The sequence below is a fragment of the Pseudomonas sp. B21-019 genome, assembly GCF_024749225.1.
GTDB lineage: Bacteria > Pseudomonadota > Gammaproteobacteria > Pseudomonadales > Pseudomonadaceae > Aquipseudomonas.
In genome coordinates this window covers 5,931,022-5,944,898 of the sequence record NZ_CP087193.1, presented here as the reverse complement: position 1 = coordinate 5,944,898, position 13,877 = coordinate 5,931,022, and the positions used below count along the sequence as shown (strand labels likewise).

General features: G+C 61.5%; 11 protein-coding genes. 6 read left to right on the top strand and 5 right to left on the bottom strand.

Annotation, left to right across the window (positions count from 1 at the left end):
• Window positions 1-13: 13 nt before the first annotated feature.
• From pyrR to gshB, 5 genes are all read right to left on the bottom strand, one after another.
• Window positions 14-517 carry a bifunctional pyr operon transcriptional regulator/uracil phosphoribosyltransferase PyrR gene (pyrR, locus tag LOY36_RS26750; protein WP_018928711.1) on the bottom strand — a complete coding sequence of 168 codons (504 nt, stop codon included), beginning with the start codon at window positions 515-517 and terminating at the stop codon, window positions 14-16.
• 99 nt (window positions 518-616) lie between these two features.
• Window positions 617-1,063 carry a Holliday junction resolvase RuvX gene (gene ruvX / locus LOY36_RS26745; protein WP_018928712.1) on the bottom strand — a complete coding sequence of 149 codons (447 nt, stop codon included), beginning with the start codon at window positions 1,061-1,063 and terminating at the stop codon, window positions 617-619.
• Complete coding sequence (locus LOY36_RS26740; RefSeq protein WP_019650230.1) at window positions 1,063-1,635, bottom strand: YqgE/AlgH family protein; 573 nt, start codon at window positions 1,633-1,635, stop codon at window positions 1,063-1,065. Before LOY36_RS26740 ends, ruvX begins: the two co-directional genes overlap by 1 nt.
• 127 nt (window positions 1,636-1,762) lie before the next feature.
• Window positions 1,763-2,662: an energy transducer TonB gene (locus LOY36_RS26735; protein ID WP_258671473.1), complete on the bottom strand. Its 900-nt coding sequence runs from the start codon at window positions 2,660-2,662 to the stop codon at window positions 1,763-1,765.
• A 77-nt stretch (window positions 2,663-2,739) separates the two neighbouring features.
• Window positions 2,740-3,693, bottom strand: a complete 954-nt coding sequence (gshB, locus tag LOY36_RS26730) for a glutathione synthase (protein WP_018928715.1) — start codon at window positions 3,691-3,693, stop codon at window positions 2,740-2,742.
• 222 nt (window positions 3,694-3,915) lie between these two features.
• Here gshB and pilG point away from each other — a divergent pair, with 222 nt between their 5' ends.
• The 6 genes from pilG to LOY36_RS26700 are packed head-to-tail and all read left to right on the top strand — an operon-like array spanning window position 3,916 to window position 13,794.
• Window positions 3,916-4,320 (top strand): twitching motility response regulator PilG, encoded by a 405-nt coding sequence (pilG, locus tag LOY36_RS26725; RefSeq protein WP_007897954.1) that lies wholly within the window; start codon window positions 3,916-3,918, stop codon window positions 4,318-4,320.
• A gap of 57 nt (window positions 4,321-4,377) precedes the next feature.
• Window positions 4,378-4,743, top strand: a complete 366-nt coding sequence (gene pilH / locus LOY36_RS26720; protein WP_007897961.1) for a twitching motility response regulator PilH — start codon at window positions 4,378-4,380, stop codon at window positions 4,741-4,743.
• Window positions 4,744-4,753: 10 nt separating this feature from the next.
• Window positions 4,754-5,308, top strand: a complete 555-nt coding sequence (locus LOY36_RS26715; RefSeq protein ID WP_019650233.1) for a chemotaxis protein CheW — start codon at window positions 4,754-4,756, stop codon at window positions 5,306-5,308.
• 40 nt (window positions 5,309-5,348) lie between these two features.
• Window positions 5,349-7,406 (top strand): methyl-accepting chemotaxis protein, encoded by a 2,058-nt coding sequence (locus LOY36_RS26710; protein ID WP_258671472.1) that lies wholly within the window; start codon window positions 5,349-5,351, stop codon window positions 7,404-7,406.
• Between the two features lie 36 nt (window positions 7,407-7,442).
• On the top strand, window positions 7,443-13,346 hold the full coding sequence (locus LOY36_RS26705; protein WP_258671470.1) for an Hpt domain-containing protein: 5,904 nt from the start codon (window positions 7,443-7,445) through the stop codon (window positions 13,344-13,346).
• A complete protein-coding gene (locus tag LOY36_RS26700) occupies window positions 13,339-13,794 on the top strand; it encodes a chemotaxis protein CheW (RefSeq protein ID WP_028939074.1) in 456 nt (151 codons plus the stop codon). Before LOY36_RS26705 ends, LOY36_RS26700 begins: the two co-directional genes overlap by 8 nt.
• The last annotated feature ends 83 nt before the right edge of the window (window positions 13,795-13,877 follow it).

Genomic DNA, 13,877 nt, shown 5'->3' with positions numbered 1-13,877 from the left:
TCAATAGGGCGAATTAAAGGGCGAGGTCTTGCAGTTCGAGCTTGAGTTCCGGACCGGACAACTTCACCCGTTCGTGGGCCGCCAGTGACAGGGTCGCTCCGACTATATTCGGGCGGATCGGCAGCTCAGCGGCGTCCAGGTCCAGCAGGCACACCAGCGTCACGCTGGCCGGGCGGCCGTAGTCGAACAGTTCGTTCATCGCGGCGCGGATGGTGCGACCGCTCATCAGTACGTCGTCGATCAGCACCAGATGCTGGCCTTCGATCTCGAAGGGCAGCGCCGAAGGGCGTACTTGCGGGTGCAGGCCGCTCTGGCTGAAGTCGTCGCGGTAGAAGGACACATCAAGGGTGCCCAGCGGCGCGTCGCTGCCCAACTCCTTGAGCAACGCCTGAGCGACCCAGATGCCACCGGTCCGAATACCGATATAACGCGGTTCGCTGATGCCACGGTTTTCCAGGTAAGCCTTGAGACGGATCGCCATCTGGCTGATCAGTTCGGCGGGATTAGGCAGGCTCATGGTTTGCTCCTTCTTGGTCCCGAGCCCTGCTTTTGGGGTATAGCGCCTGGGTGGGGGCTCGGGTTGTAGCTAAAAGAGACGCGCAGCGACTCGTCAGGATCAGGTGCTTGAGGATTCGAACAGTGCGGTGTTTTCGTCGAGCCAGCCTTGCAGTAGCAGGGCGGCGGCGATGGCATCGACCGGGTTGTCGCGGTAACTGCCCTTCTGGCCGCCACGGACCAGGCGTTCGCCTTTGGCCTCGAAGGTGGTCAGGCGTTCGTCGTGAGTATAGAAGGGCAGGTTGTAGCGGCCGTTCAGGCGCCGGGCGAATTTTTCGGCCCGCAGGCACATGTCGCTGGGCGTGCCGTCCATGTTCAACGGCAGGCCGACCACCACGGCGTCGGGTTTCCACTCCTTGATCAGGGCTTCGACCTGATTCCAGTCGGGAATGCCGTTTTGTGCCTTCAAGGTGCACAGCTCGCGGGCCTGGCCGGTAATCACCTGGCCGACCGCAACGCCGATCTGCTTGGTGCCGTAGTCGAAACCCAGAATCAGCCGCAGGGCCATCAGGCGTGCCCCGCCTGGCTGGTGAGCAGGCTGAGGTTGATACCCAGGTGCTTGGCCGCCGCTTCGAGACGTAACTCGCTGCTGGTGTTGAACAGGATGTCGGCATGGAACGGGCAAGTCAGCCAGGCGTTGTCGGCCAGTTCGGCTTCCAGTTGCCCGGCTTCCCAACCGGCATAGCCGAGGGTGATCACACTTTTCGCAGGGCCGACGCCGTCGGCGATGGCGAACAGCACGTCCTGGGAGGTCGACAGCGACAATTCGCCATCCAGATCAACGGTAGCCTGATAGGTTTTTCCCGACGGGTGCAGGACAAAGCCGCGATCGGTTTGCACCGGGCCGCCGATAAAGATCGGCACGTGCTGGCAGAGCACTGGCGGTTCGATATCGGGGCGCAATTGCTCGAGGATATCGGCCAGGTTCAGGTCCTGCGGACGGTTGACCACCAGCCCCATGGCACCATTGGCCGTGTGCTCGACGATGTAGGTCAAGGTGTGCGCAAAGTTCGGGTCGGCCATGTGAGGCATGGCGATCAGGAAGTGATGCTTGAGGTAGCTGGGGCTGACGTTCTTCATGAGCGCTAGTGTGGCGTTGGAGGGGCGAACTGACAAGCTGAGGATGCACAGGAAATGCCTGTGCAGGTGTCTTTTTGATCCGGGCTTGCCCGCGAAGGCATTGGCTCGATCACTGCAAATCTTCCGGCTAATTACTGGACAACCGGTCCCCACGCGCAAACTTCCAGGTGCGGATGATTTCCAGACGGTCGATGTCCGACAGATCCCCGGTAAACGGTGCGAACGGCGCGGCCAGCCGCACGATGCGCTGCGCCGCCTGATCCAGCAGCGGTTGGCCGGACGATTCCAGCACCAACACTTCATACAGCGAGCCGTCGCGGTTGATCGAGACCATCAGGCGCAAATTGCCATAAATCTGTTTGCGTCGGGCCTCGTCGGGGTAGTTGAGGTTGCCGATGCGCTCGACCTTCTTGCGCCATTCATCCTTGTACCAGGCACCTTTGTCGCGCATGGTCGACGCGGCGCTCAAGCGGTGGATGCGCGGGCGTTTGGCGTACAGCTGTTGTTCATTGGCCAGTTCTGCTTCCAGGCTGGCGATGTCGCTGGACAGCTGTGAGCTGTCGAAGGTCGGTGCTTCGACCTTGGGCTTGGTCTCGGTCTTGACGTCTTCCTGCTTGGTCGCGGCTTTTTTCGGCTTCGGCGCGACAGTCGTCACGGCGGCCTTGGGCGCGGCTTCCTGCACTTGGGGTTTGGCGGTTGGCGGCGGAGTGACCGTCTGCACCTTGTTGTCCTGGAAGGGCGCGACCTCGGTGGTCTTGGGAATGGCCTTTTTATCCAGGGTGCCGCTGCCTTGCTGATTCTCTTGAGCGAGGAAATCGGCTTTTTTCGGCTTGGTTTCGCTTTTGAAGGTGGCGAGGGTGATTTCCAGGGTTTTGCTGATTTGCTTGGGTTCGACCATGGTGAACCCGACGCCCAACAGCAAGGCCAGGTGAATCAGCGCCGCGAGAAACAGGGTAAAACCGAGGCGATCGGCCGGGCGCACGCCACGATGGGCGAGTTCAGGGGGCAGATCGGACGGGAGTGTCATGACAAGAAAACCAACATCGCGTTTTTTACAGGCCGGCGATGATAACGCAATGTTGGTTGTCTCTTGGCTGTTCTCGATCAACGAGCCTTGAGCTTCTGATCGATGGCATCCATCAACTGGCCGCCGATGTCGGTGCCGAACGCGTTATCGATCTCGCGAATGCAGGTCGGGCTGGTGACGTTGATTTCGGTCAGGTGCTCACCGATCACGTCGAGACCGACGAACAGCAAGCCCTTCTCGCGCAGGGTCGGGCCGACTTGCGCGGCGATCCAGCGATCTTTCTCGGTCAGCGGTCGGGCTTCGCCACGGCCGCCAGCGGCGAGGTTGCCGCGGGTTTCGCCTGCTGCCGGAATCCGCGCCAGGCAATAATCCACAGGCTCGCCGTCGATCATCAGGATGCGCTTGTCGCCATCAACGATCGCCGGCAGGTAGCCCTGGATCATGATCTGCTGCTTGCCATGCAGGGTCAGGGTTTCGAGGATCACCGACAGGTTCGGGTGGCCCGCGGTATGACGGAAGATCGACGAACCGCCCATGCCGTCCAGCGGCTTGAGGATCACGTCACCGTGATGGTCGGCGAATTCACGCAACACGTCCGGGCGACGGCTGACGATGGTCGGCGGCGTGCACTGCGGGAACAGCGTGGCGAACAGCTTCTCGTTGCAGTCACGCAGGCTTTGCGGCTTGTTGACCACCAGCACGCCAGCGTTCTCGGCTTGCTCCAGCAGGTAAGTGGAGTAGACGAACTCCATGTCGAACGGCGGATCCTTGCGCATCAGGATCACGTCCAGGTCACTCAGCAGTGCGTCGGATTCGGCGCCCAGCTCGAACCACTTGTGCGGGTCGGCGAAGACTTTCAGCGGACGCATCCGCGCGCGCGCCTGGCCCTCGGCCTGATACAAATCGCGCTGTTCCATATAGAACAGTTCCCAGCCACGCTTTTGCGCGGCCAGCAGCATGGCCAGCGAGCTATCCTTTTTATAGGAGATGCTGGCGATAGGATCCATGACAATCCCGACGCGAACGCTCATGGGGTTTTCCTCGAAATTGGGGTGGAAAGTGTGATGAAAAAGTGGCGTCAGAGTGGCGCTGAGTGGGTTCCCGGTCAAGGAAAAACCACCGCAAAGGTCACCCGATAGATTGGACGGGGAGACTGTGCTAAAAAGGCTGCCAAGTGGTGCTGGCCCTTGAGTATCAAGGGTTTCGGGCCGCAAACGGACAAATTGATTCACAAAGGCGACGGTAGAGCCCCTATGGAACAGCATTCCAGCGCCTTGAAGGTCATGGTGATCGATGATTCGAAAACGATTCGTCGCACCGCCGAAACGCTGTTGAAAAACGTGGGCTGTGAAGTCATCACCGCAATCGATGGTTTCGATGCCCTGGCCAAGATTGCCGACAATCACCCGGGCATCATCTTTGTCGACATCATGATGCCGCGTCTGGATGGTTATCAGACCTGCGCGTTGATCAAGAACAACAGTGCGTTCAAGTCCACGCCAGTGATTATGCTGTCGTCCAGGGACGGGTTGTTCGACAAGGCCAAGGGGCGGATCGTCGGCTCCGACCAGTTTTTGACCAAGCCTTTCAGCAAGGAAGAACTGCTGAACGCGATCCAGGCCCACGTACCGGGCTTTGCCGTCGTTTCGCCGCAGTAGGACACGCACAGTGACGCTCGGCCAGTGGGCCTTGCGTCGACAAGAATGGGGAAGACCATGGCACGTATTCTGATCGTCGATGATTCGCCGACTGAAATGTACAAACTGACCGGCATGCTCGAAAAGCACGGTCATGAAGTGTTGAAAGCCGAAAACGGCGCCGACGGCGTGGCCCTGGCCCGTCAGGAAAAACCCGACGCGGTGCTGATGGATATCGTCATGCCCGGCCTCAATGGTTTCCAGGCGACCCGTCAGCTGACCAAAGACCCGGAAACCGGGCACATCCCGGTGATCATCATCACCACCAAGGATCAGGAAACCGACAAGGTCTGGGGCACGCGCCAGGGCGCCAAGGACTACCTGACCAAACCGGTCGATGAAGACACCCTGATCAAGACGCTGAACAACGTGCTGGCCGGTTGATCGTCCGGCCATGACCGAGTCGCTGACGGCCTTCGAACTGCTGCTGCAGATTGATCAACGTTGTCGTCTGCTGGCGGCGGACCTGCCGTCCCAGCCGACTCGACAGGACAGCTGGAGCGGCATCGGTTTTCGCTTGGGCGAGCACGGGTACGTCGCGCCCATGGGCGAAGTCAGCGAAGTCCTGCACGAACCGCGCGTTACCCAAATGCCGGGGGTCAAGCCCTGGGTCAAGGGCGTAGCGAACCTGCGTGGGCGGCTGCTGCCGATCATGGATGTGTACGGCTTCTTTTATGGTTATGAGGCCGGCCATGAACTGTCGGCCTCGCGCAAGCAGCGGCGGATACTGGTGGTGGAGCACAACGACGTGTTCGCCGGGTTGCTGGTCGATGAGGTCTTCGGCTTGCAGCACTTTGCCCAGGACAGCCTGGAACCGGTGCCCATGGATGAGCTGCAGGGGCCGATCGCGCCGTTCGTCAAAGGCCGCTTTCAGCGTGAGCAGAATTGGCAGGTGTTCAGCCCGTTTGCGTTGGCGCAGTCGCAAGGTTTCATGAATGTAGCGCTGTAGCCGGGGAGTAGGTTGAATTGGGCAGGACAGGCGAGGACCGATGATTAAAGCAAACGCAGGTACGCCGGAAGGGTCGCGCAGCCGGTCGCAGATCATCGTGCTGTTCATCGCGCTGATCATCTTCATCATGCTGCTGTTCGCCAACTTCGCGTACCTCAACACCCAGGCGAATTACGACAAGCAGTACATCGGCCACGCCGGTGAGCTGCGCGTGCTGTCGCAACGCATCGCCAAGAATGCCACCGAAGCCGCCGCCGGCAAGGCTGCGGCGTTCAAGTTGCTCAGTGATGCGCGCAACGACTTCGCCCTGCGTTGGGGCTATCTGAAAAAAGGCGATCCCTCCACCGGCCTGCCGCCGGCACCGTCCACCGTGCGCGCGGAAATGCGCGCGGTGCAGCTGGATTGGGAGCGGTTGCTGAAAAACACTGACGCTATTCTCTCCAGCGAACAGACCGTATTGTCCTTGCATCAAGTCGCCGCGACGCTGGCCGAAACCGTGCCGCAATTGCAGGTCGAGTATGAAAAAGTCGTCGAAACCCTCCTGCAACGTGGCGCCCCGGCCGCTCAGGTGGCGATGGCCCAGCGTCAGTCGCTGCTGGCCGAGCGGATTCTCGGTGCGGTGAACACCGTGCTGTCCGGCGACGAAAACTCGCAGCAAGCCGCCGACGCGTTCGGTCGCGACGCAGCGCGTTTCGGCCAGGTACTCAACGGCATGCTTCAAGGCAATGCGGCCCTGAAAATCAGCCAGGTCGAAGACCGTGATGCCCGCGCCCGCTTGACCGAGATTTCCGAGCTGTTTGAATTCGTCTCGGGCTCGGTGGACGAAATCCTTGAAACTTCGCCGGAGCTGTTCAAGGTCCGCGAATCGGCCAGCAACATTTTTACCCTGTCACAAACCCTGCTCGATGAAGCCTCGCACCTGGCCAGCCGTTTCGAAAACCTCGCCGGCGGGCGCAACACCGATACCATCGGCGGCTACGTGCTGGGTTTGCTCGCTCTGATGTCGATCATCCTCATCGGTCTGGTGATGGTGCGCGAAACCAACCGTCAGCTGCGTGAAACCGCCGAAAAGAACGAGCGCAACCAGAACGCGATCATGCGCCTGCTGGACGAGATCGAAGACCTGGCCGACGGTGACCTGACCGTGACTGCCTCGGTGACCGAAGACTTCACCGGGACCATCGCCGACTCGATCAACTATTCCGTCGACCAACTGCGCGATCTGGTGGCGACCATCAACCTCACCGCCGGCCAGGTCGCCGCCGCCGTGCAGGAAACCCAGGCCACCGCCATGCACCTGGCCCAGGCCTCGGAACATCAGGCGCAGCAGATTTCCGAAGCCTCCATGGCGATCAACGACATGGCCGAGTCCATCGATCAGGTCTCGGCCAACGCCGCCGAGTCCTCAGCAGTGGCCGAACGTTCGGTGGAAATTGCCAACAAGGGCAACGAAGTGGTGCACAACACCATCCACGGCATGGACAATATTCGCGAACAGATTCAGGACACCGCCAAGCGCATCAAACGCCTCGGTGAGTCTTCTCAGGAAATCGGCGACATTGTCAGCTTGATCGATGACATTGCCGATCAGACCAACATCCTCGCCCTCAACGCAGCCATTCAGGCGTCCATGGCCGGTGACGCCGGGCGCGGTTTTGCGGTGGTGGCCGACGAAGTACAGCGGCTCGCCGAGCGCTCATCCGCGGCGACCCGGCAGATCGAAACGCTGGTGCGGGCGATTCAGACCGACACCAACGAAGCGGTGATTTCCATGGAGCAGACCACCACCGAAGTGGTGCGCGGCGCGCGTCTGGCGCAGGATGCCGGAGTGGCCCTGGAAGAAATCGAAGGCGTATCGAAGACCCTCGCGGCACTGATCCAGAGTATTTCCAACGCCGCACAGCAACAGACGTCTTCGGCCGGCCAGATTTCCCTGACGATGAACGTGATCCAGCAGATCACCACGCAGACCTCGTCTGGCTCCACCGCCACCGCCGAGAGCATTGGCAACCTGGCGAAAATGGCCAGCCAGCTGCGGCGCTCGGTGTCCGGTTTCACCTTGCCGGCCAAGCCTGCGCAAGCTGCGGACAACGCTTGAACCGCCTCAGGGCGTATGCATTTGATTGGAGTAGTTATGGGTGATCGGCACGACTATGTGGCCCTCGAATGGGTCAAAGGCGAGATTGCCGAAACGCTGAAGCAGGCTCATCAGGCGATCGAAACCCTGATCGACGACCCGCAGGCGACGCACGCGCTGAGTGAGTGCCTGGCCTGTGTCCATCAGGTGCACGGCAGTTTGCAGATGGTCGAGTTCTACGGCGCGGCGCTGCTCGCCGAAGAGATCGAGCAACTGACCAGCGCCTTGCAGCAGAACCGTGTCAACCATCGTGACGAAGCCATCCGTCTGCTGCTGCATGCCCTGGGGCAATTGCCGACTTACCTCGACCGGGTGCAAGGCGCACGGCGTGACTTGCCGCTGGTGGTGTTGCCGCTGATCAACGACCTGCGCAGTGCCCGTGGCGAAAGCCTGTTGTCGGAAACCAGCCTGTTCAGCCCACAACTTCCTGAACTGCCGCCCCTGAGCGAAGAAGCCGTGGCGCTGCTGGAGCCGTCCGACTTGCCGAATGTGCTGCGCAAGTTGCGGCAAATGCTGCAGATGGCGCTGGTCGGCTTGCTGCGTGAGCAGGATGACGAAACCCACTTGGCTTATCTGGCCAGGGTTTTTACACGCCTTGAAGGGCTGTGCGGCAATGCGCCCCTGAGCCCGTTATGGCACGTTGCTTCGGCGCTGGTCGAAGGCATGCGCAATGGCTCGATCGCCAACAGCCCCGCGCTGCGCAGCCTGTTCAGGGACGCCGACAAAGAACTCAAGCGCTTGCTCGAACAAGGCATGCCCGCGATCAATCAACCGGCACCGCCAGAGCTGCTCAAGAGTTTGTTGTTCTATATTGCCAAGGCCGAACACCCCACCGGGCAGATGCTGACCATGAAAGATCGCTACTCACTGGACGACGCGCTACCCGACAGTGCGATGGTCGATGAAGAACGGGCAAGGCTGGCCGGCCCTGATCGCGACGCCATGCGCTCGGTATTGGCGGCGTTGTGCGAAGAGCTGGTGCGGGTCAAGGAGCGCCTGGACCTGTTCGTGCGCAGCGACCGCCAGCACACCTCGGACCTCGAAAGCCTGCTGGCGCCCCTGCGACAAATCGCCGACACCCTGGCGGTGCTCGGTTTCGGCCAGCCGCGCAAGGTCATCATCGATCAACTGGCGGTGGTGCTGAGCCTCGCCCAGGGCCAGCGCGAACCCAACGACGCGACCCTCATGGACGTCGCCGGGGCCTTGCTTTATGTCGAAGCGACCCTGGCCGGCATGGTCGGTACCGTGGAGCCGGAAAGCCAGGAAGACAGCCGTCTGCCAACCACTGACCTGACGCAGATCCACCAGATCGTGATCAAGGAAGCGCGCATCTGTCTGCAACAGGCCAAGGACATGATCGTCGACTACATCGAAGCCGACTGGGACCGTCAGTATTTGCAACCGTTGCCGGCGTTGCTGACCCAAGTGCGCGGTGCGCTGGCGATGATTCCGTTGGCCCGCGCGGCGAGCCTGGTCGAGGCCTGTAACGGTTTCATCCGCGAGCATCTATTGGTGGACCCGGGCCAGCCCGGCTGGCAGCAACTGGACAGCCTGGCCGACGTCATCACCAGCATCGAGTATTACCTGGAGCGCCTCAGCGACGACCCCGAAGCGCCCGGTGAACAACTGCTCGACGTCGCGGAAAAAGGCCTGGCCGCACTCGGCTTCTTCCCCAGCGAACAGCATGTGCCGATGCTTGAGGATGTGCTCAGCCCCAATGAAGCCCTGGTCATGCAGGACATGCAGGAGCTGGATGATCCCGAGATCGTTCAGTCTCTGGCCGATGTGTTGGCTAGCCCGGTGTCGTCGGTCAATCCACCCGCACTGACTATGCCGGGCAGTCTATTGCCGCCGCCCGCCGGTGAAGAACCGGTGGACGATGAGCTGCGGGAAGTCTTCCTCGAAGAAACCGATGAGGTTCTGGAAATCCTCCAGGAGTATCTGCCGCGCTGGTCGGCCAATCCCGACAGCCCATCGGCTTTGAGTGAGTTACGCCGCGCCTTCCACACCCTCAAAGGCAGTGGCCGAATGGTCCGTGCGCTGGTGCTGGGCGAGCTGGCCTGGGCGGTGGAAAACCTGCTCAACCGCGTGCTTGAACACAACGTTGCACCTGGGCCTGCAGTGCAGCAACTGGTGGGCGATACGCTGAAATTGCTGCCGGAACTGGTGGCCGAGTTCGCCGCCCATGCCCAGCGCCAGCGCAACGATGTCGACCAACTGGCTGCCCGTGCCCATGCCCTCGCCAAGGGCGATGAGCCGCTGTCCGATGAGGACGCGCAGGATGTCGCGGCGCTCGATCCACTGTTGTTGGAGATCTTCCGCAACGAAGCCGAAACCCATTTGAACAGCCTCAATCGCTTCCTCGATCAGGCCGCCGAGCACGTACCGCTGCAGGCCAGTGACGAGTTGCAGCGAGCCTTGCACACCCTCAAGGGCAGTGCCTCGATGGCCGGCGTGTTGCCGATTGCCGAGCTGGCGGCGTCGCTGGATCAATTGGCCCGGGAATACAAGGCTCACCGGATTGCCCTCGACCTGGACGAAGTCGAATTGCTGCTGGAAGCCGAAGGTTTGTTCCGCCTGGGGCTGCGACAGCTCAAGAGCGATCCGCTGGCTGAAATCCCCGGCGCCCGTTCGTTGATTGAACGCACGCGGACATTGCTGGCCGAACGTCTGCAAAGCCTGTCGAGCGCGCCCAATACGGGGTTGCGGATCAAGCGCGATCCGCAACTGATCAACAACTTCCTCGCCCAGGGCATGGACATCCTGCTGGATGCCGAAAGCCTGTTGCAGCGCTGGCAGCAGCATCCCGGCGAGCGCCAGGAACTCAGCGCGCTGCTGGATGAATTGACCACCCTCGGCGAAGGTGCGCACCTGGCCGACCTGCATCCGGTGGACGAACTTTGTGAAGCCTTGCTCGATCTCTATGGCGCTGTGGAAGAAAGCAGCCTGGCGGTCAGCGACAGGTTTTTCCACGAGGCGCAAAGTGCCCACGAAGCGCTGATCAACATGCTCGACGAGTTGGCCGCCGGCCAGGAAGTCACCGCGCAACCGCAGCGGGTCAGGGCCTTGCGCGACTTGCTGGATGAGAGTCTCGACCCATCCTCCATGGGCCTGATTCGAAGTGACGGCAGCCGCACCCTGAGCATTCGGGAACTGGGCAGCGCCACGGCCGAAATGGAGCAGGCCGCGACGCAGGTAGATCTGGACGACGAAATCGTTTCGATCTTTCTTGAGGAGGCGGTGGATATCCTCGACAGCGCCGGCCAGGCCTTGCAGCGCTGGTTGGGTGACCCGGATAACGCCGCACCGCTATTGTCCTTGCAGCGCGACTTGCACACCCTCAAGGGCGGAGCGCGGATGGCCGAGGTCGAGCCGGTCGGCGATCTGGCCCATGAGCTGGAAAGCCTTTACGAGGGCCTGGTGGACCGCCGTTACAGCCACAGCGAAGCGCTGGCGCAGTTGCTGCAACAGAGCCATGACCGACTGGCCGAGTTCCTCGAGCAGTTGCAGCACAACCGTCCGTTGGGTGACCCGGGCGAATTGATCGAGGCCATTCGTGAGTTTCGCGTGGGCAATGCCGGCAGTGCGGACGTGATTGAACCTGCGGCCAGCAACGATTCAGCGAGCCATGATTCAGAGCTTCTGGAGATCTTCCTCGAAGAAGGTTTCGACATCATTGAAAACTCCGGCGCGGCGCTGTTGCGCTGGCAGGCCGAGCCTTCGAATCGTCAGGAAGTGGAAACTCTGCTGCGCGACCTGCACACCCTCAAGGGGGGCGCGCGAATGGTCGAAATCGCGCCGATCGGCGACCTGGCCCATGAGCTGGAATTCCTCTACGAAGGCTTGTCCGCTGGCGTGCTGCAACCGACTGCGGCGCTGTTCACGTTGTTGCAGAGCAGCCATGACCGACTGGCGCAGATGCTCGACGCCACCCGCGCCGGTCAGCCACTGCCACCGGCCGATCGGCTGATCGAGGCAATCAAGAATTTCAGCCATCCGGCGGTGCCCGAAACACCGACACCGGTGGCGATGCCCGCAGCACCCAAAGCCGAGCCAGCCACGCTGCAACCCGAAGGCGCCGACACGGTCAAGGTCTCGGCGGAGTTGCTCGACGACCTGGTCAACCTCGCCGGGGAGACTTCGATCTTTCGTGGCCGTATCGAACAACAGGTCAACGATGCACGAGTAGCCCTGAGCGAGATGGAAACAACCATCGAGCGTATGCGCGACCAGTTGCGCCGCCTCGATACCGAAACCCAGGGGCGGATTCTCAGTCGTCAGCAAGTCGAGGCCGAGCGCTTGGGCTACGAAGAGTTCGACCCGCTGGAGATGGACCGTCACTCGCAGTTGCAACAGCTGTCGCGGGCGTTGTTCGAATCGGCCTCCGACCTGCTCGACCTCAAGGAAACCCTCGACCGGCGCAATCAGGATGCGGAAAACCTGCTGCAACAGCAGGGCCGCATCAACACCGAATTGCAGGAAGGCCTGATGCGCACGCGCATGGTGCCGTTCGAGCGAATGCTGCCGCGTTTGAAGCGCATCGTCCGTCAGGTTTCCAGCGAACTGGGCAAGGACGTGGACTTCGTTGTCGGCAACGCCGAAGGCGAGATGGACCGCAATGTCCTCGAACGTATGGCCGCGCCGCTGGAACACATGCTGCGCAACGCCGTCGACCATGGGCTGGAATCGGCCGAGGTGCGGATCGCGGCCGGTAAACCGGCTCAAGGCAAGATCACCCTCGATTTGTCGCGAGAGGGCGGTGACATCATTTTCGACATCTGCGACGACGGTGCCGGCGTGCCGCTGGACGCCGTGCGGCGCAAGGCGATCAAGCGCGGGCTGCTCGCCCCGGACAGCGACATCAGCGACCGCGACGTGCTGCAATTCATCCTGCAACCGGGGTTCTCCACCGCCGAGAAAATCACCCAGATTTCCGGGCGTGGCGTCGGCATGGACGTGGTTCACGAAGAAGTCCGGCAGCTCGGCGGGACCATGAGCATCGACTCGACTTTGGGGCAGGGCGTGCATTTCCGGATTCGCCTGCCGTTCACGGTGTCGGTCAACCGCGCGCTGATGGTGCAATGCGGGGAGGATCAATACGCGATCCCGCTGAACACCATCGACGGCATCGTTCGCGTGCTGCCCAACGAACTCGAAGGGCACTACCGGCTCGATCCACCGAGCTACGAATACGCCGGGCAACGCTATGAGCTGTGCTACCTCGGCGATCTGCTGAAAACCAGCACCCGCCCGAAACTGCTGGGCCAGAGCCTGCCGTTGCCGGTATTGCTGGTGCAGTGCAACGAGCGGCACGTTGCGGTGCAGGTGGACGCCATGGCCGGCACCCGGGAAATCGTGGTCAAAAGCCTCGGCCCGCAATTTGCCGCAGTGCAGGGTTTGTCCGGTGCGACGATTCTCGGCGATGGTCGGGTGGTGCTGATTCTCGACTTGCTGGCACCGATCCGCGCGATGCAAGCGCAGGTGCCGCAACGACCGGTGACGCAGGACGTAGAGCCCGAGGCGCAACGGCCGTTGCTGGTGCTGGTGGTCGACGATTCGGTCACCGTGCGCAAGGTCACCAGCCGTCTGCTGGAGCGCCACGGCATGAACGTACTGACCGCCAAGGACGGTGTCGACGCCATGCTGCTGCTCGAAGAGCACATGCCCGACCTGATGCTGCTGGACATCGAAATGCCACGCATGGACGGCTTCGAAGTGGCGACCCAGGTGCGCGCCGATGAACGCTTGCAACATCTGCCGATCATCATGATCACCTCCCGCACCGGTCAAAAACACCGCGACCGCGCCATGGCCATCGGCGTCAACGACTACCTCGGCAAGCCGTATCAGGAATCGGTGCTGCTCGACAGCATCGCCCGCTGGAGCAAAATCCATGCATGAACACCGCTCCAGCAACCTTACCGGCTTGCTGCTGCCCCTGGCCGACCGCAACCTGATCCTGCCCAACGTCGCCGTCGCTGAACTCATCGACTATCAGCCGGGGGCTTTCGATCTCGATACACCGCCGTGGTACCTGGGGCGGGTGACCTGGCGCGAACGGCAGATTCCACTGCTCAGTTTCGAGTCGGCGTGTGGCAGCAAAGTGGTGATCGGGGAACGGGCGCGGATCGTCATCCTCAATGCCCTTGGCGGGCGGCCTGAGTTGAAGTTCATTGCGCTGCTGGTGCAGGGAATTCCACGTTCTTACAAACTCGACAGTCAGTTGAGCTATGTGGATGTGCCGTTGTGTTCGCTGGAAAAGGCGGCGGTGCAGGTGGGGGAGCAAGTGGCCAAGGTGCCTGACTTGCTCGCGCTGGAGGAGTTGCTTGTAAGTGCGGGTCTGGTCTGACCGGACCCTGTGGCGAGGGAGCTTGCTCCCGCTGGGTCGCGAAGCGGCCCCAAAACCTGTCATCGATGTGTGTCAGGTACACC